Source organism: Clostridium chromiireducens, assembly GCF_003575225.1.
GTDB classification, from domain to species: Bacteria; Bacillota; Clostridia; order Clostridiales; family Clostridiaceae; genus Clostridium; species Clostridium chromiireducens.
On sequence record NZ_QXDJ01000008.1, the window covers coordinates 181,591 to 205,403 of the forward strand.

The window sequence follows — 23,813 nt, forward strand, 5'->3', positions numbered from 1 at the left end:
GAAGAAGTTAGACCTTTTTTTATAAAATATAATTATTTTTTAGGAGGTAAAGGTAACATGAGCGAAACAAAAATTGATTTTTTATATTTAAATGAAGAAGACATGATTAAAGCTGGAGTTAAAGAAATGGCTGGATGCGTAGAAGCCATGGAAGAAATGTTCAAGTTATTAAAAATGGGAGATTATCGTATGGGTGGTCCTAATGGAAATTCACACGGAGTTATGATGGTTTTCCCTGAAGAATCACCATTTCCTAATATGCCTAAAGATGGTCCAGACAGAAGATTTATGGCAATGCCTGCCTACTTAGGTGGTAAGTTCGATATGGCTGGAATGAAGTGGTATGGATCAAACGTAGAAAATAGAACTAAAGGACTTCCAAGATCAATACTTATGCTTACCTTAAATGATAAGGATACAGGAGCTCCTATTGCATATATGTCAGCGAATATCTTAAGTGCTTATAGAACAGGTGCAGTTCCTGGTGTTGGTGTGAAATATTTTGCTAAAGAAGATTCAAAGGTTGTCGGAATTATTGGACCAGGGGTTATGAGTAAAACAGCATTTGCAGCGACTATGGCTGTTAGATCGGAAATTGAAACTGTAAAAATTAAAGGAAGAAGTAAAAAATCAATTGATGGATTTATAAAGTATCTTAATGAAGATTATCCACAAATTAAAGATATCATTGTTGTGGACACAATAGAAGATGCTGTTAGAGATTGTGATATTGTACATATTGCAACATCAAGTCCAACGGGTGATATAAATGAATATCCATATATAAATGAAGAATGGATTAAGCCGGGTGCAGTACTCTGTTGTCCAGCAGCAGCAAGATTTGATGATGATTTTATTTTAAATAGAGCAAGAACTGTTACAGATAATATTCAATTATATGAAGCTTGGGAAGAAGAAATGGAATTTCCAGCATATAATTCTATTCCAATTCCAGCAGTACACTGTATGGACTTAATTGAAGAAGGCAAAATGAGTAAAGACAAAATTGATGATTTAGGAGATGTATTAATTGGTAAAGTGCCAGTACATCGCAAGGAAGATGAAATTGTTATTTATTCAGTTGGTGGTATGCCAGTAGAAGATGTTGCATGGGGGACTATAGTTTATAGAAATGCTATTGAAAAAGGAATAGGGACTAAGCTAAATCTTTGGGATGAGCCACAATTAGCTTAAGTTTAATTATTACAGTTGAAAGGAGATCTTTATATGAGAATTGAAAAGCATCCAATTTTAGGCGCGCCTAATAAAGGACGTTTAGTGAATTTTGAATTTGATGGGAAAGCATTTGAAGGATATGAAGGAGAACCAATAGCAGCAGCACTAAGAGCTGCTGGCGTATTAGTTCATAGACATACTAAAAAAGGTTCACCAAGAGGTATATTCTGTGCTATTGGAAGATGTACAGACTGCGTAATGGTAGTTGATGGTAAGCCAAATGTAAGAACTTGTGTAACACCTCTTGTAGAAGGTATGAAGGTTCAAACGCAATATGGCGTTTCATCTCAAAAAGAAGCATAAAAATTTTTAGGAAAGGATAGGTATTCGTATGAAAAGATATGATTGTATTGTTGTTGGAGCAGGGCCAGCGGGTCTTTCAGCAGCTATAGAAGCAGCAAAAAGAGGACTAAAGGTTGTTGTATTTGATGAAAATTCTAAGCCTGGCGGACAACTATTTAAGCAAATACACAAGTTCTTTGGATCAAAAGAGCATAGAGCAAAAATTAGAGGTTTTAAAATAGGTGAGGAGCTTTTACAGGAAGCAAATGATGCAGGAGTAGAAGTTGTTTTAAATGCTATAGTTATTGGTCTTTATTTAGATAAAGAAGTTACTGTAAAAATAGATGATGAAGTTATTCATTATAAGGGCGATGCAGTAATAATTGCAACAGGTGCATCTGAAAATATGGTTACCTTCGATGGATGGACACTTCCAGGAGTAATTGGTGCAGGTGCAGCCCAAACTATGATGAATCTTCACGGAGTACAACCAGGAAAGAAAATTCTTATGCTTGGCAGCGGAAATGTTGGAGTAGTTGTAGGATATCAACTTATACAATCAGGCTGTGAAGTGGTTGCAATAGTCGATGCGGCACCTAGAATCGGAGGATATGGTGTTCACGCTGCAAAGGTAGCTAGATGCGGAGTTCCTTTCTATTTGTCTCATACAATTATTAAAGCGGAAGGTGAGGAATGTGTAACAGGAGTTACTATTGGTGAAGTTGATGGTAATTGGCAGATAATACCTGGAACAGAAAAGCATTTTGATGTGGATACTATATGCCTTGCAGTAGGACTTTCTCCTATGTCCCAGCTTACTAAAATGGCTGGCTGCATTATGGAGGAGAATCCTAAAAAGGGTGGCTATGTTCCTGTTTGCGATGAATATGGTGAGACTTCAATTAAAGGAATATTTGCAGCAGGTGATGTTTCAGGAATTGAAGAAGCAAGTTCGGCCATGATAGAAGGAAGAATTGCAGGGGTAGCAGCCTCTTATAGATTAGGATTTATTGAGAAAAAAGAATTAGAAGAAAAGGCAGAGGAATTGGAAAAGGCATTATCTAGTTTAAGACAAGGTATGTTTGGTCCAGAAAATAAAGGAAAAGATATTGATAAGACAGATGAAGGCTTTGAGGTCTCAAAGAATCTTCTTAAGAAAGGATATTTAACTGATGAAGAAGTTATAAAATATCCAGGGGTTAAGTCTATGAAGGGAGTACATCCAGTTATAGAATGTTCACAAAATATTCCTTGTAATCCATGTCAAGATGCGTGCCATAAAAACTGTATTAAGATTGGAGTAAATATTACCTCTCTTCCAGTTGTTGATGAAGAATCAACATGTATTGGTTGTGGAATGTGTGTTGCATCTTGTTCTGGACAATCAATTTTCCTTGTGAATGAAGATTTTGAAGAAGGTTATACTTCAGTAACACTTCCTTATGAATTTTTACCGCTACCAGAAAAAGGTGCAAAAGGCATTGGTTTAGATAGAAGTGGAAAAGAAGCATGTGAAGTGGAAGTAGTAGGTGTTAAATCTGTTAAAGCTTTTGATCACACAAACTTATTAACAATAAAGGTTCCGAATGAAATGGGAATGAAAGTAAGATTCTTTAAGCAGGCATAGGAGGTAAGATTATGAGTAAAGTAAATGATAGATCAAGAGATATAGGTGAATTTATTTCGCAGCCTGATGATGACATGATAATCTGCCGCTGTGAAGAAATTACAAAGGGTGAAATACGAAAAGCAGTACATGATGGTATGTTTACCATAACTGAAATTAGAAGATATTTAAGAACAGGTATGGGCCTTTGTCAGGGACAAACCTGCGGTAAATTGGTTAAGGGGATTGTGGCAAGAGAGCTTAAAATATCACCTTTAGAATTAGAGCCAGCAGTATCGCGTGCACCTATGAGACCTATAGAAATGGAAGTCTTCGGAAATGAACAAGTAGGAGGTAAATAGCATGAAAAATAGTGCAGATGTAATAATTATTGGAAGTGGTGTAATTGGAAATGCAGCAGCATACTACTTATCAAAAAAAGGCCATTCTGTTATTGTCCTCGATAAAGGTGACAGTATTGGAGATGGAGGTTCAACAAGAAATGGTGGAGGAGTTCGTCAATCAGGGCGTGATAAGAGAGAACTTCCACTTGCTATGTATGGTATAAAAAATCTTTGGCCAAATCTTTCAGAAGAATTAGGAGTCGATGTAGAATATTATCAAGAAGGTAATTTAAGATTAGGTAAAACAGTAGAGCATATGAAGATATTAACTAATCTTGCAAAGAATGCTCAGGATTGTGGGCTTGAGGTGAACATAATCTCTGGAGATGAAGTAAGAGAAATTAATCCATATCTTTCAGAGGAAGTTATAGGTGCAAGCTGGTGTCCTACTGATGGACACGCTAATCCTTTGACTACAACTTTAGGTTTTTATCATAAAGCAAGAGAATTAGGTGCTCGTTTTATCACAGGAGAAGAAGTTATTGAAATTAGAAAAATAAAAGGAAAAGCTAGGCAGGTAGTAACTAAGGATAATGTATATGAAGGAAATCATATAATTCTTGCAGCAGGCTATGAAAGCCGAAAAATAGCTGCTACAGTTGGGATAGATATTCCAATGAATCAAGTTCTGCTAGAAGTTCTTGTTACAGAAGCTCAAAAGCCAATGTTCTACCAAATGCTTGGTACTGCTGAAGCGGATTTTTATGGGCATCAAAGTAAACACGGTTCCTTTGTATTTGGTGGTGCATCAGGTTATGAAGCGCTTAATAAGGATAATGGAACACCAACTACAGCAAGTATTACAGCTTCATGTATATGTAGAGGAATAATGAAGTATTTTCCAGATTTAAAAGATGCCAAGATAGTTCGTACTTGGGCAGGCTGGATAGATGATTGTAAAGATCATGTACCTGTGATAAGTCAGGTAGAAGAAGCTCCTGGACTTATACTTGCCTGTGCATTTTGTGGACACGGATTTGGAATCTCTCCAACAGTAGGTATGCTATTATCAGAAATGGTAGAAGGAAATGGAACTACTCTTGATATAAGTGCCTTCCGTTATGATAGGTTTAAAGCTAAGATTTAGATATTAAATAGTCAAAGATTAATTTATAAAATATAAGTTTAATTTTTTTATTATGAGATTTTTTATAAATAATATCAAAGAAGGAGAATTAATATGGATTTAACGAGAACAAATTATTCATCAGGTGCTCCATTGGAAGAAAAAACAGGATATTCTAGAATGGTAAAGGTAGGTCCATTTGTTTATATCGGAGGTACTACTTCTGTACAACCAGATGGCACAGTCTATGGTGAGGGTAGTGCTTATGAGCAGACAAAATATATTTTAGAAAAGCTAGTGAAATTGTTAGAGAAATCGGGTTCTAAAAAAGAAGAAGTTATTAGAATAAAAGGCTATACAACTGATATGAAGTATGGAGCTGAAATTGCAAGAGCTTATTCAGAGATTTTTCATGATATCAAACCGCTTTTTACAATGGTTGGTACTACTATGCTTAATAGGCCTTCTCAGTTAATTGAAATAGAAATGGATGCAGTAATTATAACTAATGAACAATAAGAGAGCTTAGGAATACTAAAGAAAATACCAAGTCCAAATGGCCAAGGAGATCGACTTGGCTATTTTTTTACAATAATTTATTTGATGAATATATATATGCCATGATTAACAATTGATAAATACAACTTAAATCATTACAGAATTTTTCAAAATGTAGAATAATATATAGAATTAAGAATAAATTTATTCCTACATAACCATGAAAAATGTATTCTCAATGTAAAATAAATAATGTATAGTTGATATAAATATCTGTTTTTGAAATTTATTAGATATATGTTAAGCGATTGATAATTATTGAAGGAATTCTTTGAAAAATTTTCAAAAATGTTTAATGGTAGATGAAAGTTAATCAGAATTTATATATGTGAGTTTCGATTAAATTTATACTTTTTAAAAGATAATTTTACAAATTCAAGGAAGTTTAATTTATGTGAGAAAAGAAGTGGAGTGGAGGAAATATGGTGGGAGAAACAAAAGGAAATATTATTAGGCCTAAGCAGCCATACTTTGTAATGACTACATCTCATTATTATAAGGCAGTTATAATGAATTATGGAATTTCTCATTTCTACTGCTTCCAAAAAGAAGATATTATAGAAAGACCTTTTATTGCGGTACCAGATGGATGTATTGACATCTTATTCTGTTGTGATGATAAGGCTCCATATGCACATATATGTGGAACAGTTCTTCGTCCAACATTAACCCATAATAGTGAAAATAAATATTTCTTTGGAGTAAGATTTTTACCAGGAAGTCCATTTGAATTTAAAAATATCACCATGTCAGATTTGGTAGAACAGGAAATTCCATTTTTAGAAGTGATAAAAGATAATGAATTGTTTGAAAAAATTACTTCAAGCAGAGATTTTAACTATCAGATACAGGTGTTTTTAGAAAGATATATAAAGCTTTATGCTAATTTTAATGAAATAAATAAATACAAAGATCTAAAGAAATATATGATAAATAACATTATGCAGACAGCAGGAAAAATTAAAATTAATGAACTTGCAGAGGCAACAGGATATTCAGTTAGATATATAAATAAGACATTTTCTAAAGAGTTTGGATTATCTCCAAAAGTATTCTGTAAACTTATGAGATTTCAATATTTATTAAGTACTTTAAATGAGTTAGATAAAGAAATGTTTGAGTCTAATTTAGCACAGATCTCTATGGATTTAGGTTATTATGATCAGTCCCACATGATTAAGGATTTTCACGAATTTACAAATACAACGCCTAAGATGTATATGAAGTCATTAAAAGAAATCGAATATAAAAAACGGATAATTATTATATGATGAATAAAATGCAAAAGGAATACTCCAAGCAATAGATGCTTTGAGCATTCCTTTTTTATAAGTAAGTTGCAGCTACTCTATTTTTGAATGTGCTTAACTTAATTCTAACTGCGGAACAGGATTTCTAAAGAATTTTGTGACACCTGCTAAGTATAAGCAGCCAGCTAACAGCCAAATTGCTCCGATTAAATGTGCATTTGCATCTAGATTAATAAAGATCCAGACTGTTACTGCTAAGCCAATCACAGGACATATTCCATAATTTATTATTTTCTTTTGTAAGCTGATTGGTTCATTATTCTTTAGTAAAAATCTGCTGATTACTGCAATATTTAATAGGATAAAGCCTAGTAAAGCACCAAAACTTACGATTGAAGTAATAAAGTTAAGAGAACAAAACAGTGAAATTGGTGTTATAATAATTCCTACTAATACAGTAGCAACTACGGGACTTTGTGTTTTTTTGCTGACATATGCAAGCTGCTTTGGTAACACTCCATCTCGTCCCATTGCAAAAAGTACTCTTGCAACCGCAACTTGTGAAGCCTGCGTTGTTGCTATTCCAAAGGAAACTATCAATGTAATTGTTGTTAAGATATTAAGCCATGTCCCACCTACAAAGGTAACAACATCTGTGAATGCCGTATCAGGATTTAAGTCTTGATAATTCGGATAAGCCATTCCTGCAAAAAAAGTAGTTGCAATAAATATTAGTCCAATAATCAAAATTGAAAGTATAATTGCTTTTCCTACAGATTTTTCTGGATTAATAGTTTCTTCTGCCAATGTACTAATAGCATCGTATCCTAAATAGCTAAGAATAACAATACCTGTTGCTTTAAGGATACTAGATAGGTCAAACTGCTCAGGATTATAAAATGAAATCATATTAAAATGAATTGTTCCATTAAGTAAAAGTCTTAAAGTACATCCTATAAAGGCTATGATCACAATAATTTGCAATGTAAAGAGTATCCAGCTGCATTTAGACATCAAATCTACACCTAAAACATTAATTACTGTACTAAAGACGATAAATATTAATATCCATATCCAAGCAGGAACAGAAGGTATAAGTGCATTACCATAAATACTTCCAATAATAACAACAGTTGCTGGCATTAAGAAATAATCTAATAATATAGCCCAGCCAGTTAGAAAACCTAATGCAGGTGATACACCTTTTTGAACATATACATATACAGATCCTGCTGTTGGAAATTTCTGTGCCATTACCCTGTAACTCATCCCAGTAAAAAACATGGCTACCATTCCTATTAAATAACACAATGCAACCATTCCGCCAGAAGGGCCTAAATATACGCCATACATGCCTGCAGGAGCTAGAGGTATCATAAATACCAAACCAAAGATTACTAGATCGCTTGTTTTTAAAGTTCGTTTCAATTTTCCGTGTTCCATAATAAACGCCTCCATTATATTCCAAATTATAAAAGGCAAGGGTATTCTGCTAAGCAGAGCACCCTTGCCCTAAATTCAATAAAAATTACTTTTAAATATATGTTTGTGAGAAGCTTCTTTCTAATATAATAGCAAAATTCATTTTTTAAAGATTGTAAATTTCGGAACAAAAGAATTTTTTATTTATTTTTCAAATTCAGGGTAAGAAAAGGATCTGAAAATAAATTAAAACAGGAAAATAAAAACAAGAAAAGTTGGCTTGAAAATATTTATGTTACTTCAGAAAGCGCTAAAAGTACATAAAATAAGGTCATGGAAAATATAATTGATCCTATCCGATACTAGATTGAATGTGTCAGTGATTCTATAAAATTAGTTAAGATAGAGGAGTTTAGTCTGTCTTTATTAATAGCATAATAAATATTTCTCTTTGTAATTAAATTCCCTAGGGAAGGAATTTCACGATAGGTTAAGTTGCCGTCATTAACCTCTTGTTGGATTGCCAGCTTTGATATAAGTGATATATGTCTTCCCTGCAAAACCATATGTTTTATAGATTCTAAAGAATTAAGTTCTATTTTTCTATTAACTTTTATACCAGAATTTTCAAACCATTTTAAAGTTATACTTCTAGTACTGGACTTTTCACCATGAAGGATAAAAGAGTTTTTTTCGATTAATTCTGAACTTATGTGTTCTTCAGATGCTAAAGGGTGTTTAGTTGAGAAAAATATTACCATTTCTTCTTCAAGTAAAGGGTGACTTATTATATTTGGCAGTTCAAAAGGCTCGCATGATATAACTCCAATATCAATTTCATGCTTTTGAAGCATATTGAGTACAAGAGGTGAAGTATTTACCTTTAAAGAAATTGAAAGCTTAGGATTTTTCTCAGTATAATCAAAAAGTATACGTGGTAATAGGTAGGTTGCTGGTATATAGCTAGCACCTATTTTTATGCTTCCATTCTTTAAGTCATATTCTTTAACAACCCTAAAGGATTCTTTTGCCAAGGCGTTAATTTTAGACGCATAGTGATAAAGGGCTTCTCCGGCGTCTGTTAGAATAAGTTTTCCGGATTTAGCTTCAAATAATTTTACTCCAAATTCTTTTTCCATAGCTTTTAAATGAAAGGTAATAGTTGGTTGTTTAAGCTTTAATGCTTCAGCTACAGCTGTTATTTTTTTGTGCTTATAAAGTTCCTCTAATATTTCAAATTTAATAAGATTTATGTTCATGGGTTACCTCCTTAGGGATTTCTTAAGAACCTTAAATATAGAGTTTTAGTGAGTATTTAGCCAGTATTTCATTAAAGCAGGCATTATCAAAAAAATAACAAGTTAATCTACCTGCCTATTTTGAATTGTTATTTTCTACTTAAATAATAATATTTATAAATACAGTATAGATAAAATCTATACCATATAATAGTTTTTATAGAAAAAGTTAACTGGATATTTACATGAAGATAACAATGAATTAATTAAAGAAGATTATAGTAAGAAGTAGTTAAATATATAAGGAGATTAGTATGGAGTTAAATATACGAGAAATTGGAAAAAACTTTGGTGACCTTCAGGCCTTAAAGTCAGTATGCCTTAAGGTAAAGAAAGGTAATTTCACTACTTTACTCGGACCTTCGGGTTGTGGAAAAACTACTTTATTAAGAATTATTGCAGGCTTGGAAGAACCAGACAGTGGTGAAATTTACATGGATGATGAATGTCTATTTTCTGATGAGAAGAAGATAAATAAATCTATACACCTAAGGAATTTTGGTATGGTATTTCAGGATTTTGCTCTATGGCCTCATATGACAGTATTTGAAAACATAGCCTTTGGTTTAAAAGCTACAGGTAAGAAAAAAGATTTGAACAAAGCAGTAATGGAAGCATTAGAAATGGTAAGACTTGAGGGAATGGAAAAGAGATTTCCCCATGAGCTTTCTGGAGGACAGCAACAAAGGGTAGCCTTTGCTCGTGCAGTAGTTTTAAAGCCTCAGCTGGTGCTATTTGATGAACCTCTAAGTGCATTAGATGCAATATTAAGAGAAGATATGAGAATAGAGATAACAAATTTAGTTCGTAACATAGGACTTACAGCTATTTACGTAACTCATGATCAAAGCGAAGCATTAGCAATGTCAGATGAAATTGTAGTTATGAATAAAGGAGAAATACTTCAAGTCGGTTCTCCAGAATATATTTATAATTCCCCCTCTGAAGCCTTTGTAGCAAAGTTTATTGGTAAGTCTAATTGGATTTTTCCAGAAAAACAATTAGTAAGACCAGAGAATGTACATTTAAGAGAGATAAAAGAAGAAGATGTAGAAACTTATGAAGGAACAGTTAAAGCAGTAAGTTATGTTGGTGACAGATATGAAATTCTTGTGGATATTATGAGTATAGGAAACTTTATAGTGTATGATTCACAAAAAAAGAATCAAGGTGACAAGCTTAAGATGTTTATTAAGAAAAAGGATATATATTCAATATGTTAGGAGTGTTTTAAATGAAATTTAGAAAAATGCTATCAATATTATTAATAGTATCAATTAGCACAGTGGTTTTAGCAGGGTGTGGAAAAAGTGAAAATACTGTAAGTTCTAATGCTGATAAAACGCAAAAACTAAGTGGCACAGTAGTAGTTTATAGTGCAGGCCCAGATGGATTAGCTAAAAATATTCAGGATGGATTTGAAAAAAAGACTGGAGTGAAAGTTGAATCGTTTCAGAGCACTAATGGAAAGATACTATCAAGATTAGAAGCAGAAAAGGATAATCCAGCAGCGGATGTGGTTGTACTTGCCTCATTATCTTCTGCGCAAGGATTAATGAAGCAGGGGTTAACATTACCTTATAAGGAAGCTAAAAATAGTGACAAATTATTTACTCAATGGTCAGAAAAAGATGGGAATTATTTCTCATATAGCTTATCTGCTCTAGGAATTGCGTATAATACAAAATTAGTTAAAACTCCACCTACAAGTCTAAAAGATTTAACTAAGGAAGAATGGAAGGACAAAGTTAATATACCAGATCCATCACAGTCAGGCTCAGCAGCAGATTTTATTACAGGTTATATAAGTTCAAATGGTGAAGCAGGCTGGAATTTATTTAATGAGTATAAAAATAATGGAGTCCTTATGGCTGGTGCTAATCAAGAAGCACTTGACCCAGTACTTACAGGAGCTAAGAGCATAGTTGTATCAGGCGTAGATTATATGACTTATAGTGCTAAAGCAAAAGGAGAAGCAGTTGATTTAGTGTATCCTAAAGAAGGTACAGTAATAAGTGCAAGACCAGCTCTAATATTAAAATCCAGTAAGAATGTTGAAAATGCAAAAGCATTTGTAGATTATTTATTATCAGATGAAGCACAAAAAATGGTTTCTGATGCTTATTTGCTTCCAGGAAGAACAGATATAAAAATAGAAGGAAGACCAAGTGCCAGTGAAATCCCTACACTAAAAACAGACTCTGAATGGATGTATGAAAACCAAAAAAATACAATAAGTAAATTCACTGGGATATTTAAAAAGTAAATATGCATATGGAGGTGATAAGTTTGAAAAACATTAGAGGAATTGAAAAGGCTTTAATAATAGCACTTTTACTTATACTAATGGTGATGCCTATTTTATGTATATTGTTAACTAGTATATTCTCTAATGGAAAGCTGGATATTAGTGCCCCTTTTTTAATGTTGTTCACTGGTGAAGTAAAGAACGTTTTTGTAAATACTATGGTTTTAGGCATTTTAGTGGTTATAACGACCACTGTATTTGCCTTACCACTAGCATTTATTATGACAAAAACATCCTTTGCAAAATATAAATGGTTGGAAGTAGTGTTAATGATTCCGTTCATGACCCCACCTTATATAGAGTCTATGGGATGGATTTTATTTATGCAGCCTAATGGATATTGGGATCAATTTATAAGGTTTCCAATAAAACTTAATCAGCATTTTTTTAATTTATTTGGTATGGTACTTGTAATGAGTCTTCAAATTTTTCCATTCCTATATCTTATTTTAAAAAATGCTATAGTTAAAATAGGCGTAAGTAAGGAAGAAGCTGCCTATGTTCATGGAGGTAAGAAATCTTATGTATTTTGTAAAATTACCATACCGCTTCTCATTTCTAGCTATTCAATAGGAGCATTATTAGTATTTGTAAAGACTATATCAGAATTTGGGACACCTATTACATTTGGTAAGAGAATAAGTTTTTATGTTTTAACTACTGAAATTCATCAATATGTTTCTAACTGGCCAATTGATTTTGCTAAAGCCACTGCTTTAGCATCAATACTTTTGACTACCTGCTTAGGTTTATGGTACATTAGCTCAATAGTTAATACACGATATTCTTATAATTTAGTAAGTGGAAAAGGTACAAGCGTAAAAGTATATAAGCTGACTATTTCAAAAAAAATTATAGCATGGATGTACGTTATTTTACTTTTAGGAGCATCAATAGGTATACCATATTTCTCAATTTTAATTGCTTCTATTATGAAGTTAAGGAGCGGAGGTCTTTCAATAAATAATTTGACATTCGATCATTATATTAAGTTATTGAGTACAAATTCAGACGGTATGAAAGCACTTTTGAATACCTTGGGAGTAGCTTTTATTGCAACTTCTATTTGCATGCTTTTAGGTACTATTTTTGCAATTTCTGTTAAAAGGTCTAAAAAATTATCAGAAAAGATAATAGACTTTTTTAGCTTATTACCAAACACTATACCAGGAATAGTTATGGTAGTAGGATTAATATTATTTTGGAATTCTAAATGGATGGTAGTACCTTTATATAACACCTATGGAATGGTAGTGCTGACTTATGTAATATTATTTATACCCTATACCGTACAATATGTTAAGGCTAACTATATTCAAATTGATGAAAGTTTATTTAATGCAGGAAGAGTTTTTGGAGGAAAAGGCTTTTACATTTTGAGAAGAATTACATTACCATTATTAGTGCCAGGAATGCTGGCAGGGTGGCTTATGACCTTTATAATTTCAATTAGAGAATTAGTGGCTGCCTTAATGATATTACCACCTTCCATGCAAACTGCCTCTACCTATATATATTCCCAATTTGAACAAGGGAATTTAAATCTTGGTATGGCAATGGCTGTTATTTGTGTAATCATTACTATAATTATGATTATGGTTATAAATAAGTTAAGTGGTCTATTAAAACTTGGAGGAACTATTTCATGACATTAAGTTTACAGAAAGCAGAAGAAATTTTTGAAGAAGCTAGTAGGATAAATTCAGGAGCATGGGTTAAGCATTCAAGAAATGTGGCTGAAGCTGCAAGGTTTATAGCGAGTAAAGACTTAGATCTTTATGAAGAAAAGGCATATATATTTGGGTTATTACATGATATAGGAAGGCACAAATATTTAAATGGGATGAATCACATACTGGAAGGATATAATTTTTTAATGGAAAAAGGCTATGAAGAAGAGGCAAGAATTTGTATGACTCATACTTTTGCTTTTAAGGATGTAAATGCTATATATGGACAGTGGGACTCTTCAGAAGCAGAGATCAAGATTGTAGAGAGATATATAAATAGTATTCAGTATAATGAATATGATTTATTAATACAACTTTGCGACTCACTTGCATTACCTAATGGTTTTGCCTTAATAGAAAAGAGATTCGTTGAAACTGCATTAAGGGTAGGAATTAATAGTTTAACTTTATGTAAGTGGAGGGCTGTACTTAATATTAAGAAATATTTTGAAGATAAAATAGGTCGTCCAATTTATGAGTTGTTACCAGATGTCGTACAAAATACTTTTGGAAAGTTAGAAGTGTAAAAATTGGTTATTCAACAACATAAAATAAATTTAAAAAAGTATGTTGCAAATTATAAAATAAAATGTTATTATGGAAACGTAGTCATAAGAGAAACATCTAGCGATGGTTCATGAATACATTATAATGAAATAATAATATCTAGCATGTTACTGATTCGATCAGGCATAAGCATAGAGAAGTAAAATGATTTAATATTTATTCGTTATATCATATTTTTTGTACAGTTTTATAGGGTATTATCATATTTTTTATGATTTAATTTTAGTGTACAAATAGTGTGATGAAATGCGAATGTATTTTGTATTGTTTTATTTCCGATGCTTATGCCTTTTGTTTTTGTAACAAATAAAAAATAGGAGGTATAAAAATGGTAGGAATTATTCTTGCTAGTCACGGAGAATTTGCTGAAGGTATCTTGCAATCTGGTAAAATGATTTTTGGAGAACAAGAAAACGTTAAAGCCGTTACGCTGATGCCTAGCGAAGGACCGGATGATCTTAGAGCAAAATTGAAAGATGCAATTGCATCCTTTGACAACCAAGATGAAGTTTTATTCTTAGTTGATCTTTGGGGCGGTACACCATTCAACCAAGCGAATATGCTATTTGAAGAACACAAAGATAAGTGGGCAATTGTAGCTGGTATGAATTTACCAATGCTTATTGAAGCTTATGGTGCACGTCTTTCAATGGAATCTGCACATGAAATTGCGGCTTATATCTTAAACGCAGGTAAAGAAGGAGTTAAAGTTAAGCCGGAAGAATTGGAACCAGCAGATGCTGGTAAAACTTCAGGAGCGGGAGCAGGGCAATCTAATGCAGGTACACCTGGATCATTTGAATATGTTTTAGCTCGTATTGATTCTCGTTTACTTCATGGTCAAGTAGCAACTGCTTGGACAAAAACTGTGAATCCTACACGAATTATTGTCGTGTCAGATGATGTAGCTAGAGATAAACTTCGTAAGAATTTGATCACGCAAGCTTCTCCACCGGGGGTTAAAGCTCATGTTGTTCCAGTTGATCATATGATTAAGCTTGCAAAAGATGATCAGCATTTTGGAGGGCAACGTGCAATGCTTCTTTTTGAAAATCCAAAAGATGTACTTAGAGCTGTAGAAGGCGGAATACCACTAAAGACAATTAATGTTGGTTCAATGGCTCACTCTCTAGGTAAGGTTCAACCAAGCAAAGTACTTGCTTTCAATCAAGAAGATATCGATATATTTAATAAGCTTAAACAAGCTGGACTTAATTTTGATGTTCGTAAAGTACCAAATGATTCAAAAGCAAATATGGACGAAATACTTAAAAAGGCACAAGAAGAATTAAAAAAATTAAAATAATCTAATTATTTAGAGAAAAAGGAGGATTAATAACCATGACTTTAAATATAGTTCAAATTATATTAGTCATTTTTATAGCATTTTTAGCTGGTGTAGAAGGTATCTTAGATGAATTCCAATTTCATCAACCGATAATTGCTTGTACGTTAATCGGCTTAGTTACAGGTAATTTACTACCATGCTTAATCTTAGGTGGTACTCTTCAAATGATTGCCTTAGGTTGGGCAAATATCGGTGCTGCTGTAGCACCTGATGCAGCGCTAGCTGCTGTTGCATCTGCAATTATTTTAGTTCTTGGAGGTCAAGGTGAAGCGGGAGTTGCTTCAGCAATTGCTATTGCTGTTCCTCTAGCTGTTGCAGGATTATTATTAACAATTATTTGTCGTACAATTGCTACAGCGTTTGTACACTTTATGGATGCTGCTGCTAAAGAAGGAAATATCAGAGCTATTGAAATGTGGCAAATCGCTGCTATTTGTTTACAAGGTGTACGTATTGCGATTCCAGCTGCTTTAGTATTAGCAATTGGAGCTGGTCCTATTAGTTCATTACTTGCTGCAATGCCTTCTTGGTTAACAGGTGGTTTAGCAATCGGTGGTGGAATGGTTGTAGCTGTTGGTTATGCAATGGTAATCAATATGATGGCTACAAAGGAAGTATGGCCATTCTTTGCAATTGGTTTTGTATTAGCAACTGTTTCACAAATTACACTTATCGGCCTTGGTGCAATAGGTGTGGCTTTAGCACTTCTTTACTTAGCACTTAGTAAACAAGGTGGCTCAGGTAATGGTGGAAGTTCAAATACTGGCGATCCTTTAGGGGATCTAATAGATAGATACTAAGAAGGGGGAGGAAACGAAAATGTCAAAAGAATTAAAATTAACTAAAAGAGACCGTCTTTCTGTTTGGTTCCGTTCATTTTTCCTTCAAGGTTCTTGGAACTATGAAAGAATGCAAAATGGTGGTTGGGCATATGCAATGATTCCAGCAATCAAAAAATTATATAAGACTAAAGAAGATAGAGCTGCAGCTCTAGAACGTCACTTAGAGTTCTTTAACACTCATCCATACGTAGCTTCACCAGTTATTGGTGTAACATTAGCTTTGGAAGAAGAACGTGCAAATGGTGCACCAATCGATGATGTAACTATTCAAGGTGTTAAGATTGGTATGATGGGTCCTTTAGCTGGTATTGGAGATCCAGTTTTCTGGTTCACTGTAAGACCAATTTTAGGAGCATTAGCTGCTTCACTTGCTTTGGCTGGCAACATTATTGGACCAATTATCTTTTTCTTCGCTTGGAATATCATCCGTATGGCATTTATGTGGTATACACAAGAGTTCGGTTACAAAGCTGGATCTCGTATTAGTGAAGATTTAACAGGTACTTTATTACAAGATATTACAAAAGGAGCATCTATCCTTGGTATGTTCATCTTAGGATCATTGGTTAACAGATGGGTATCTGTTAGATTTGCACCAGTAGTATCATCTGTTAAATTAAGTGAAGGTGCATTTATTGATTGGAGCAAACTTCCTGCTGGAGCAGAAGGCGTTAAGCAAGCTCTATTACAACAAGCATCTGGTATGTCATTAACTGATACTAAGGTTACAACATTACAAAATAACTTGGATTCATTAATTCCTGGATTTGTAGGATTATTAATTACTCTTCTTTGTATGTGGTTACTTAAGAGGAAAGTATCTCCAATTATCATTATTCTTGGATTATTCGTAATCGGTATTGTTTTCCACTTGATCGGTTTAATGTAACATTTTTACTTAGCCTAGGCTTCCAGCCTAGGCTTCTGTTAACATTAAGGCATATGAAAGAAAATAACAAGTCTCAATATGCTGTTAATATGCAGACGAATTGACTTGTTATTTTCTTGATAATGCCTAAAGTAGAGCAAGAAAACCGATTTTTACAATATTAATTAAATGTGTGTTACGTTTAATCCACTTCGAATAATTGATAAAAACATGTAAAAAATATATAATAAAAATAAATGTGTATATAAGTAGAAAAGAGGTAGATCGGATGGTTCAGTCACTCAATACAAAGGTGGATCTAGCAATTGATGCAACAGCTTTTACAGGCTTTTCAGATTATGGTAAGATCATGATCGGTGACAAAGGTTTTGAGTTCTATAATTCTCGTGATTATCGTAAGTTTATTCAAATTCCTTGGGAAGAGGTTGACTATGTAATTGCATCCGTATTATTTAAAGGGAAATGGATTCCACGATATGCAATCCGAACAAAGAAAAATGGTACCTATACTTTTTCTTCAAAAGAAGCAAAAAAAGTACTCAGAGCTGTTCGAAATTATGTTGATCCAGATCGTATGGTTTATTCGTTAAGTTTTTTTGATGTGGTGAAACGAGCTGTGAGATCCATATTTAAGAAGAGTTGACCACCATTAATAGTTGTTAAAATTATCGAACTTAATAAAATAATTTTTTATTGGATTTTAAAGGTCATGCTTCGGCTCCACTATAAAACCCATGACCATTTGTATATGGCTTAAATAGCTGCTTACAGGTGGTCGTGGGTTTTTATTATTGAAGGCAGTTCAATCTATAATGAATTTTAATTAGAATATTTGTTTTAATTTTTATAGAGTGATATTACAGATTTACAAAAGTAAACTCTAATGGGTTTTTATCAACTAACCTTGGATAAGTATATTTAGGATATCCAACCATGATAGCACCAGTTATTTTCTTATTTATAGGGATATTAAATAATTTAAGTAGTGGGGAATTATCCTTCATAGCAACTCTTTCAAACATTCCTGCCCAACATGAGCCTAATCCTAGAGTTGGTGCATATAGCTCTAAATATGTTAATGAAAGAATTGAATTTTCTCTTCCTCGTGGAAAGCTTGAATCAGCAGTTGCTAAGATAAGGCTGGAGGCTCCTCGTAAAATTGTATCAATTCCCTTTTCACGGTATGGTTTTGTAAAGTTACTTGATACATTGTCTTTTTCAAATTCTTCAATTACAATTTTAACAGCTTTATCAAGTATCTTTCTATCATCAATGATAGCATAAGATATTCCTTGAAGATTATGTCCACTAGGAGCAAAATGCGCAATATTAACAAGATTTATTAATTTTTCCCTCGGAACAGGAGTTTCTTTATATGAGCGGATTGAACGCCTTGAACGAATAAAATTTTCTGCTTCCTCAGGACTTAGTTTTGGAAATTTTTTTGAACTGATTTGATTGGATAATGGTGTTTTTATATTATCAATTGCCTCCCTTGGGCATATAGCCACACAATGGCCACAGGAGATGCACTCTTCACCGCAAAGTTCTTTAGGCCCATTTTCACTAAGCGCTAATACACTTTCTGGGCACTCATTTACGCATAAGCCACATTTAATACATTTGTCTTGATTTACAGTTATCAAATTCATTTTTATCTTCTCCTTTATTTTAAACATATTACATCAAATAATAAAATCTATTTGGTGTATATAGTTATGGAAAACTTATGATTTATATAATAAGCCTCATAATGTAAAACTAATTTTAAGTAAATTCTTTTCCTAGTAGTATACAACTAAAAAAGTTTTTTTAATAGATGATAAATTATCATAGGATAAATAATCATATAATTATTACAAGTAAATAATTTTTTAGGTAGACGGGAGTGTTATTTTGGATTATATCTTAAATAGTTTCGCGGATTATTGATGTGTTGGTTGATTTTTAGAGTTAAATACATTTGAAGATTTAGTACTGTTTTTTTCACTTAAAAGATTATTAGTAATTAAATAATAGATATACGCTAGTGAAAGTACGCTGCAACTTGCAATTGTGATTCCAATAACACCAAATGAATCATATACATAGGTACTTATCCATGAACCAAGAGATCCGCCTAAGTAATATCCAACCATGTAAAGAGAATTTAATCTACTATGATTTTTAAGACTAAGCTTGTAAATCCTTCCTTGATTTAAAGACATATTCATCCTTGAACCAACATCTAAAGTAAAGGTTATGAGAATTATAATTATAAGTTTAGACCAACCTATACCTAAGATTAGAAAAGAGATAAACATTATAGCTAAAGCAAAAAGATTCCATAAGCTTGCATTTTTACTGTTTGTAAGTTTTCCAGAAAATCCAGCTGCGAGTGCCCCTGCTATACCCAAGAAACCAAAGAGGCCAACTATTGCACTTCCATAATTATAAGGAGAATTTTCTAAAATAAAGGACAATGAAACCCAGAAAATATTGAATGCACAAAACGCAGCAGCACCAAAAACTATTGTTTCTCTTAATACTTTCTCTTTTTTTAATAATGGTGGTAGGGATAATATTATTTTTTTATATGAACTTTCTTTTTCCACGTTATCATTAGGAAGAGAAAAATATAGGTATACTGCAAAAATTAATAGAACTATTGCTGCGAATTCATGAACTCCTCTCCATCCAAATAATTGGCCAACAACTCCGCCTAATACCCTGCCGAGTAGAACTCCAAGAAATACCCCGGTTAATAAGTGACCAACTATTGCACCACGTTTTTCTGATGAAATATTTGACGAAACAAATGGGATTATAAGCTGTGCTGAAACACTGGAAAGTCCCATGAAAAATCCTACAATCACTATTAAGTTAAATGTAGAGACTAAAGTCATTAAATACAATAATGCAGCTGAACAGATAATACTTAAAATGATTAATAATTTCCTACTATATCTATCCCCCAGTGGAACAATAAACAACAACCCTATTGTATAGCCTATCTGTATAGCTGTTACAAGCTTACCAGATGATGAGGCTGAGACAAAAAAATCAGTGGAAATATTGGTTAATAAAACTTGATCGTAGTATAAATTGGCTACTATAATTGAACAAATAATTGATAAAATTAATAATAATTTGTTTGAAAAATTTTTGTTTTTCAAATCTCTATTCATTTTTACATCTTCCTCTCTATAAGGCATTATCAAAAAATAACAAGTCAATCCACCTGCATATTTGGACTTGTTATTTTCCTTCATATGCCTATGTTATGAGAATAGTGTATAATGAAAATATTATTTTAAATAGAAGCTAAGTTATCATATGATTAATAATACTATGTTTAGAAGATAGGATGTAATTTTTATAATTACTCGTATTATCATTTATGATTAAATATAAATGGGAGGGACGGTAATGATATCTAAAAATAAAGAACTTGGGTTATTTTTAAAAAAGAAAAGATCCACATTAAGACCAGAACAATTTGGACTTAAATTCGATAAAAAAAGAAGAGTGAAAGGGCTAAAGAGAGAAGAAGTTGCAGATTTAGCAGGAGTAAGCATTGACTGGTATGTGCGTATTGAGCAAGGACAAAATGTTAATCCCTCAATCGATGTGCTACTTTCTTTGAGTAGGGTTTTACAATTAAATAATGAAGAAAAAAGATATTTATTTAATTTGTCAGATAAAAAATTACCTATGGAAGACTTTACTACCGTTACTATTTCTAATACATTACAAAAATTCTTGGACAATCAAAATCCTAGCATAGCTTATGTTACTGATAGCAAATTAACAATGATTGGATGGAATATGGCGGCGCTAAAAGTTTATGGTAATTATGAAGACATGAATGAAAAAGAAAGAAACTCAGTTTGGAGAGCTTTTAATGATAATTATCTAAAGGAATTATTAGATAATTGGGAGGGACATTCTAAATTACGTGTTGAACAATTGAGAGCAAATTACAGCTATTATGAGAATGATAATACAATAAATGAGATTATAAGTGAATTAAATAAAAAGAATTCTCTATTTAATAAATGGTGGAATAATCAAGGTATCATGGGAACACCAGAGGGGCAAAAACTTTTACATCACCCTTTAGTAGGAGATTTATACTTAAGCTATATTTCATTTAAGTCTACAGAAATAGAGGGGGCAAGTATAACTATTCAAATGCCTATAGATGATGATACAAAAAATAAATTAGTGCAGCTTATGTTAACATAAATTCATGCTGTAAGAAATTGTTATACTTCATTATTTACTGATAGAGCCATACTTTATAGATTACAAAATAAAATTGAGCATGAAAAGCTTCATATGTCTGTGGTAGTCCGAAAGATCTTATGATAAGTAATACTCAGGGGCAGTCGAGTTTGTGAATAATTACATTAGGCAACGTGAAAAGGATACATTGGAAGAAAAAATGTAAAAATTTTAATTGCGAAATATAGTATAATATTTGTTATAATATAAAAGAAGCATAGTAATAGAATATAAATTGCCACCCAATTAATGTATACAAAGAACAATTTTTGTATTTAATAATTACTAATATAATAATAGATGAGGGATACAAAGAGATGACAATGGAATTAGAAAAATATTATAATAAATTTTGTGAGGACAAAAGATTAACGAGAAAATATGCGCAGGTTGAGTTTTTAACTTCAATGAAGTATATTCATGAGTACATAGAAAATAATGAGAATTCGAAAATTTTAGATGTTGGTGCAGGTACAGGAAGATACTCTGTGCAATTAGCAAATGAAGGATATGATGTTACTGCAATTGAACTTGTTAAGCACAATTTAGGAATTTTAAAGTCAAAAGGAAGTACAGTAAAAGCTATGCAGGGAACAGCATTAGATTTATCACGATTTTCTGAGAATACTTTTGACATTACGTTGGTGTTTGGTCCGATGTATCATTTATATAAATTTGAGGACAAGGTTAAAGCGTTGCAGGAAGCAAAAAGAGTAACTAAGCCTGGCGGTGTTATTTTAGTAGCATATTGTATGAATGAATATAGTGTATTAACATATGGCTTTAAGGAAAATAATATTCGTGAGTGTATTGATAATGGGAAAATTAATGAGGATTTTCATGTTATATCGGAACCAGAAGATTTATATGATTATGTAAGGGTTGAAGATATTAATAAGCTAAATGAAGAAGTGAGCCTTAAAAGGATAAAATTAATTGCAGCAGATGGACCAGCTAATTATATGAGACCTGTTTTGAATGCAATGGATGAGGATACCTTTAAAATTTTTCTTGAGTATCATTTTTCTACGTGTGAAAGGCCAGATTTGTTGGGTGCAAGTGCACATACGTTAGATATTTTGAGAAAGGAATAAGGAAAAGAGAAGGAGATAGAGTAGAACTTATTATATTAAGTAAGTCCTACTCTATAATTTTATATTCTAGATTCATAAAAAGTAACTTCCAGTGAATTTCTATCAACTAACCTTGGATAATTATGTTTTGGATATCCTACCATAACTGCTCCGGTTATTTTCTTATCTTCAGGCATATTAAATAATTTAAGCATTGGAGAATTAATCTTCAGTGCAACTTTTTAAAAGACTCCAACCCAGCAAGAACTGAGTCCAAGTGTTGGAGCATATAATTCCAGGTATGCCAATGAAAAAATATAATTTTCTCTTCCTCTTGCAAAATTAACATTTATCTTTATTTACTGTAATTAAACTCATGACTTAACCTCCATTGATAAATAATACTTAAATTTGCAAAAATATAATTTTATGACTTATTCCCAGTTTTGTGTAGAATGATTGCTATAATTTGAGTTGCCATTCCAAAAGTGCAGACACCATACCAGCCAAAGAGAGAATAACTGTAAGAACCTAAGAATGAACCTAAGGCACCTCCAAGAAAAAAGCTTACCATGTATATAGTAGTTAGCCTATTACGTGTTTTCTCATTTAAGGATTGCACTATTGATTGGTTTGAAACATTACAAGATTGTACACCTAAATCTAAAAGAATAACGCCCAAAATAAGTCCTAGCATTTTGAAACCAAACAAGAAGAATATAAAATAAGAAATTGTAACTATAATTATGCATATGCTTATTGCTAATCTAGGACCTTTTTTGTCAGCAAGTTTTCCGACAATTGGGGCTGCCAGAGCACCACTAATTCCAACTAATCCTAATAATCCAGCTGACTCAGAGCCTAGGTTGTAGTGAGAACTTTCAAGTAAGAAAATTAGGGATGTCCAAAAAGCACTAAAGGCTGCAAACATAAGGGCACCATTAAGAGAAGTTCTTCTCAAAACAGGTTCTGTTTTTATTAGATGTATCAATGATTTTAATAATTCAGTATATTTCAGATCAGATGTTGGTTTACATAAAGGAATTAGTTTTCTTAAAATAATCATAAGAGCAAGCATCATGATTGATGCAATAAGATAAACTATTCTCCAGCCAAAGTATCCACCTAAGATACCGCTGACTGTGCGAGAAAGCAATATTCCTACAAGTAATCCGCTCATTATTGTACCAATAGTTTGTCCTCTTTGCTGTGGATTTGATAGTTGTGCAGCTAAAGGTATAATGAGTTGCGGAATAATAGAAGTAAACCCGACAGCAAAGGAAAAAATTGTTAAAATATATATATTTGGAGAGAAGAACATACCTATAAGCGAGATTATTGAGCACAAAAGCATTATTACGATTAAGTTTCTCTTCTCTTTTATATCTCCTAAAGGTAATATGAATATCATTCCAACTGCATAACCAATTTGAGTAAGCATAGCTGCAAAGCCTATGCTTAATTGGTTGACATCAAAAGTTTTTGCTATATCAGCTAAAAGAGGTTGAATATAATATAAATTTGCTACAGTAAGCCCACAAGCTATTGACATAACTAATATTAATAACTTAGTTAATATGGGCTTTGCTTCAAGATTATTTATTAATGAATTTGCTTTTATAGAAGCATTATTTGCTTGATACATTTTTAAATCACTTCCTCAGATTA

Annotated in this window: 23 protein-coding genes and 1 pseudogene; 18 read left to right on the plus strand and 6 right to left on the minus strand. The window is 32.4% G+C overall.

Features of this window, described 5'->3' with window-relative positions; genetic code table 11:
* The first annotated feature begins 57 nt into the window (after positions 1 to 57).
* The 7 genes from D2A34_RS24130 (at position 58) to D2A34_RS24160 (ending at position 6,423) form a co-directional block, all read left to right on the plus strand.
* Positions 58 to 1,194 carry an ornithine cyclodeaminase family protein gene (locus D2A34_RS24130; protein ID WP_079438839.1) on the plus strand — a complete coding sequence of 379 codons (1,137 nt, stop codon included), beginning with the start codon at positions 58 to 60 and terminating at the stop codon, positions 1,192 to 1,194.
* A 33-nt stretch (positions 1,195 to 1,227) separates the two neighbouring features.
* Positions 1,228 to 1,539: a (2Fe-2S)-binding protein gene (locus D2A34_RS24135; RefSeq protein WP_119368157.1), complete on the plus strand. Its 312-nt coding sequence runs from the start codon at positions 1,228 to 1,230 to the stop codon at positions 1,537 to 1,539.
* 28 nt (positions 1,540 to 1,567) lie between these two features.
* The gene (locus tag D2A34_RS24140) at positions 1,568 to 3,145 is read left to right on the plus strand and encodes an FAD-dependent oxidoreductase (protein WP_119368158.1); all 1,578 of its coding nucleotides are present in this window, start codon (positions 1,568 to 1,570) and stop codon (positions 3,143 to 3,145) included.
* Between the two features lie 11 nt (positions 3,146 to 3,156).
* Positions 3,157 to 3,486 carry a (2Fe-2S)-binding protein gene (locus tag D2A34_RS24145; RefSeq protein WP_009172312.1) on the plus strand — a complete coding sequence of 110 codons (330 nt, stop codon included), beginning with the start codon at positions 3,157 to 3,159 and terminating at the stop codon, positions 3,484 to 3,486.
* A 1-nt stretch (position 3,487) separates the two neighbouring features.
* Positions 3,488 to 4,615: an NAD(P)/FAD-dependent oxidoreductase gene (locus tag D2A34_RS24150; protein WP_079438842.1), complete on the plus strand. Its 1,128-nt coding sequence runs from the start codon at positions 3,488 to 3,490 to the stop codon at positions 4,613 to 4,615.
* A 93-nt stretch (positions 4,616 to 4,708) separates the two neighbouring features.
* Positions 4,709 to 5,113, plus strand: a complete 405-nt coding sequence (locus D2A34_RS24155; RefSeq protein ID WP_079438843.1) for a Rid family hydrolase — start codon at positions 4,709 to 4,711, stop codon at positions 5,111 to 5,113.
* 461 nt (positions 5,114 to 5,574) lie between these two features.
* Positions 5,575 to 6,423 (plus strand): helix-turn-helix domain-containing protein, encoded by an 849-nt coding sequence (locus tag D2A34_RS24160; protein WP_079438844.1) that lies wholly within the window; start codon positions 5,575 to 5,577, stop codon positions 6,421 to 6,423.
* A gap of 93 nt (positions 6,424 to 6,516) precedes the next feature.
* Here the strand turns inward: D2A34_RS24160 and D2A34_RS24165 are convergent, their stop codons facing one another.
* Positions 6,517 to 7,845, minus strand: a complete 1,329-nt coding sequence (locus D2A34_RS24165; RefSeq protein ID WP_119368159.1) for an APC family permease — start codon at positions 7,843 to 7,845, stop codon at positions 6,517 to 6,519.
* A 341-nt stretch (positions 7,846 to 8,186) separates the two neighbouring features.
* Complete coding sequence (locus tag D2A34_RS24170; protein ID WP_119368160.1) at positions 8,187 to 9,083, minus strand: LysR family transcriptional regulator; 897 nt, start codon at positions 9,081 to 9,083, stop codon at positions 8,187 to 8,189.
* A 293-nt stretch (positions 9,084 to 9,376) separates the two neighbouring features.
* On the opposite strand from D2A34_RS24170, the gene D2A34_RS24175 reads away from it, so the two are divergent.
* The 8 genes from D2A34_RS24175 to D2A34_RS24210 all read left to right on the plus strand — a co-directional run bounded on the left by D2A34_RS24175 (position 9,377) and on the right by D2A34_RS24210 (position 17,449).
* Positions 9,377 to 10,345, plus strand: a complete 969-nt coding sequence (locus D2A34_RS24175; protein ID WP_119368161.1) for an ABC transporter ATP-binding protein — start codon at positions 9,377 to 9,379, stop codon at positions 10,343 to 10,345.
* A gap of 11 nt (positions 10,346 to 10,356) precedes the next feature.
* The gene (locus D2A34_RS24180; RefSeq protein WP_119368162.1) at positions 10,357 to 11,388 is read left to right on the plus strand and encodes an ABC transporter substrate-binding protein; all 1,032 of its coding nucleotides are present in this window, start codon (positions 10,357 to 10,359) and stop codon (positions 11,386 to 11,388) included.
* A gap of 23 nt (positions 11,389 to 11,411) precedes the next feature.
* On the plus strand, positions 11,412 to 13,079 hold the full coding sequence (locus D2A34_RS24185) for an ABC transporter permease (protein ID WP_207652306.1): 1,668 nt from the start codon (positions 11,412 to 11,414) through the stop codon (positions 13,077 to 13,079).
* The gene (locus D2A34_RS24190; protein ID WP_079438850.1) at positions 13,076 to 13,687 is read left to right on the plus strand and encodes an HD domain-containing protein; all 612 of its coding nucleotides are present in this window, start codon (positions 13,076 to 13,078) and stop codon (positions 13,685 to 13,687) included. The genes D2A34_RS24185 and D2A34_RS24190 overlap by 4 nt, the downstream gene beginning before the upstream one ends.
* Positions 13,688 to 14,055: 368 nt before the next feature.
* Positions 14,056 to 15,033, plus strand: a complete 978-nt coding sequence (locus tag D2A34_RS24195) for a mannose/fructose/sorbose PTS transporter subunit IIA (RefSeq protein ID WP_079438851.1) — start codon at positions 14,056 to 14,058, stop codon at positions 15,031 to 15,033.
* 35 nt (positions 15,034 to 15,068) lie between these two features.
* On the plus strand, positions 15,069 to 15,875 hold the full coding sequence (locus D2A34_RS24200; RefSeq protein ID WP_079438852.1) for a PTS mannose/fructose/sorbose transporter subunit IIC: 807 nt from the start codon (positions 15,069 to 15,071) through the stop codon (positions 15,873 to 15,875).
* 19 nt (positions 15,876 to 15,894) lie between these two features.
* The gene (locus D2A34_RS24205) at positions 15,895 to 16,806 is read left to right on the plus strand and encodes a PTS system mannose/fructose/sorbose family transporter subunit IID (RefSeq protein WP_079438853.1); all 912 of its coding nucleotides are present in this window, start codon (positions 15,895 to 15,897) and stop codon (positions 16,804 to 16,806) included.
* Positions 16,807 to 17,074: 268 nt separating this feature from the next.
* Entirely contained in the window at positions 17,075 to 17,449 is a 375-nt protein-coding gene (locus tag D2A34_RS24210; protein ID WP_079438854.1) for a DUF956 family protein, read from the plus strand.
* Positions 17,450 to 17,663: 214 nt separating this feature from the next.
* On the opposite strand, the gene D2A34_RS24215 is transcribed toward D2A34_RS24210, so the two are convergent.
* Both D2A34_RS24215 and D2A34_RS24220 read right to left on the minus strand, forming a co-directional pair.
* Positions 17,664 to 18,458 (minus strand): nitroreductase family protein, encoded by a 795-nt coding sequence (locus D2A34_RS24215; protein WP_119368163.1) that lies wholly within the window; start codon positions 18,456 to 18,458, stop codon positions 17,664 to 17,666.
* 273 nt (positions 18,459 to 18,731) lie between these two features.
* The gene (locus D2A34_RS24220) at positions 18,732 to 19,973 is read right to left on the minus strand and encodes an MFS transporter (protein WP_079438875.1); all 1,242 of its coding nucleotides are present in this window, start codon (positions 19,971 to 19,973) and stop codon (positions 18,732 to 18,734) included.
* A gap of 241 nt (positions 19,974 to 20,214) precedes the next feature.
* Between D2A34_RS24220 and D2A34_RS24225 the strand changes: the two genes are divergently transcribed.
* From D2A34_RS24225 to D2A34_RS24235, 3 genes are all read left to right on the plus strand, one after another.
* The gene (locus D2A34_RS24225) at positions 20,215 to 21,033 is read left to right on the plus strand and encodes a helix-turn-helix domain-containing protein (RefSeq protein ID WP_119368164.1); all 819 of its coding nucleotides are present in this window, start codon (positions 20,215 to 20,217) and stop codon (positions 21,031 to 21,033) included.
* Positions 21,034 to 21,156 carry a PEP/pyruvate-binding domain-containing protein gene (locus D2A34_RS27535; protein WP_119368176.1) on the plus strand — a complete coding sequence of 41 codons (123 nt, stop codon included), beginning with the start codon at positions 21,034 to 21,036 and terminating at the stop codon, positions 21,154 to 21,156.
* A gap of 233 nt (positions 21,157 to 21,389) precedes the next feature.
* On the plus strand, positions 21,390 to 22,166 hold the full coding sequence (locus D2A34_RS24235) for a class I SAM-dependent methyltransferase (RefSeq protein ID WP_119368165.1): 777 nt from the start codon (positions 21,390 to 21,392) through the stop codon (positions 22,164 to 22,166).
* Between the two features lie 59 nt (positions 22,167 to 22,225).
* Here D2A34_RS24235 and D2A34_RS24240 read toward each other — a convergent pair.
* Positions 22,226 to 22,495 (minus strand): annotated as a pseudogene (locus tag D2A34_RS24240) (nitroreductase family protein); the annotation flags it as partial.
* A gap of 77 nt (positions 22,496 to 22,572) precedes the next feature.
* Positions 22,573 to 23,790 (minus strand): MFS transporter, encoded by a 1,218-nt coding sequence (locus D2A34_RS24245; RefSeq protein WP_079438859.1) that lies wholly within the window; start codon positions 23,788 to 23,790, stop codon positions 22,573 to 22,575.
* Between the last annotated feature and the right edge of the window lie 23 nt (positions 23,791 to 23,813).

Excerpts from the sequence above, each read along its gene's own strand:
- D2A34_RS24245 (WP_079438859.1), bottom strand. The coding sequence starts at position 23,790 with ATGTATCAAGCAAATAATGCTTCTATAAAAGCAAATTCATTAATAAAT.
- D2A34_RS24145 (WP_009172312.1), top strand. The coding sequence starts at position 3,157 with ATGAGTAAAGTAAATGATAGATCAAGAGATATAGGTGAATTTATTTCG.
- D2A34_RS24205 (WP_079438853.1), top strand. The coding sequence starts at position 15,895 with ATGTCAAAAGAATTAAAATTAACTAAAAGAGACCGTCTTTCTGTTTGG.
- D2A34_RS24155 (WP_079438843.1), top strand. The coding sequence starts at position 4,709 with ATGGATTTAACGAGAACAAATTATTCATCAGGTGCTCCATTGGAAGAA.
- D2A34_RS24200 (WP_079438852.1), top strand. The coding sequence starts at position 15,069 with ATGACTTTAAATATAGTTCAAATTATATTAGTCATTTTTATAGCATTT.
- D2A34_RS24130 (WP_079438839.1), top strand. The coding sequence starts at position 58 with ATGAGCGAAACAAAAATTGATTTTTTATATTTAAATGAAGAAGACATG.
- D2A34_RS24160 (WP_079438844.1), top strand. The coding sequence starts at position 5,575 with ATGGTGGGAGAAACAAAAGGAAATATTATTAGGCCTAAGCAGCCATAC.
- D2A34_RS24175 (WP_119368161.1), top strand. The coding sequence starts at position 9,377 with ATGGAGTTAAATATACGAGAAATTGGAAAAAACTTTGGTGACCTTCAG.
- D2A34_RS24180 (WP_119368162.1), top strand. The coding sequence starts at position 10,357 with ATGAAATTTAGAAAAATGCTATCAATATTATTAATAGTATCAATTAGC.
- D2A34_RS24220 (WP_079438875.1), bottom strand. The coding sequence starts at position 19,973 with ATGAATAGAGATTTGAAAAACAAAAATTTTTCAAACAAATTATTATTA.
- D2A34_RS24135 (WP_119368157.1), top strand. The coding sequence starts at position 1,228 with ATGAGAATTGAAAAGCATCCAATTTTAGGCGCGCCTAATAAAGGACGT.
- D2A34_RS24165 (WP_119368159.1), bottom strand. The coding sequence starts at position 7,845 with ATGGAACACGGAAAATTGAAACGAACTTTAAAAACAAGCGATCTAGTA.
- D2A34_RS24190 (WP_079438850.1), top strand. The coding sequence starts at position 13,076 with ATGACATTAAGTTTACAGAAAGCAGAAGAAATTTTTGAAGAAGCTAGT.
- D2A34_RS24140 (WP_119368158.1), top strand. The coding sequence starts at position 1,568 with ATGAAAAGATATGATTGTATTGTTGTTGGAGCAGGGCCAGCGGGTCTT.
- D2A34_RS24150 (WP_079438842.1), top strand. The coding sequence starts at position 3,488 with ATGAAAAATAGTGCAGATGTAATAATTATTGGAAGTGGTGTAATTGGA.
- D2A34_RS24170 (WP_119368160.1), bottom strand. The coding sequence starts at position 9,083 with ATGAACATAAATCTTATTAAATTTGAAATATTAGAGGAACTTTATAAG.
- D2A34_RS24195 (WP_079438851.1), top strand. The coding sequence starts at position 14,056 with ATGGTAGGAATTATTCTTGCTAGTCACGGAGAATTTGCTGAAGGTATC.
- D2A34_RS24235 (WP_119368165.1), top strand. The coding sequence starts at position 21,390 with ATGACAATGGAATTAGAAAAATATTATAATAAATTTTGTGAGGACAAA.
- D2A34_RS24210 (WP_079438854.1), top strand. The coding sequence starts at position 17,075 with ATGGTTCAGTCACTCAATACAAAGGTGGATCTAGCAATTGATGCAACA.
- D2A34_RS24225 (WP_119368164.1), top strand. The coding sequence starts at position 20,215 with ATGATATCTAAAAATAAAGAACTTGGGTTATTTTTAAAAAAGAAAAGA.
- D2A34_RS24215 (WP_119368163.1), bottom strand. The coding sequence starts at position 18,458 with ATGAATTTGATAACTGTAAATCAAGACAAATGTATTAAATGTGGCTTA.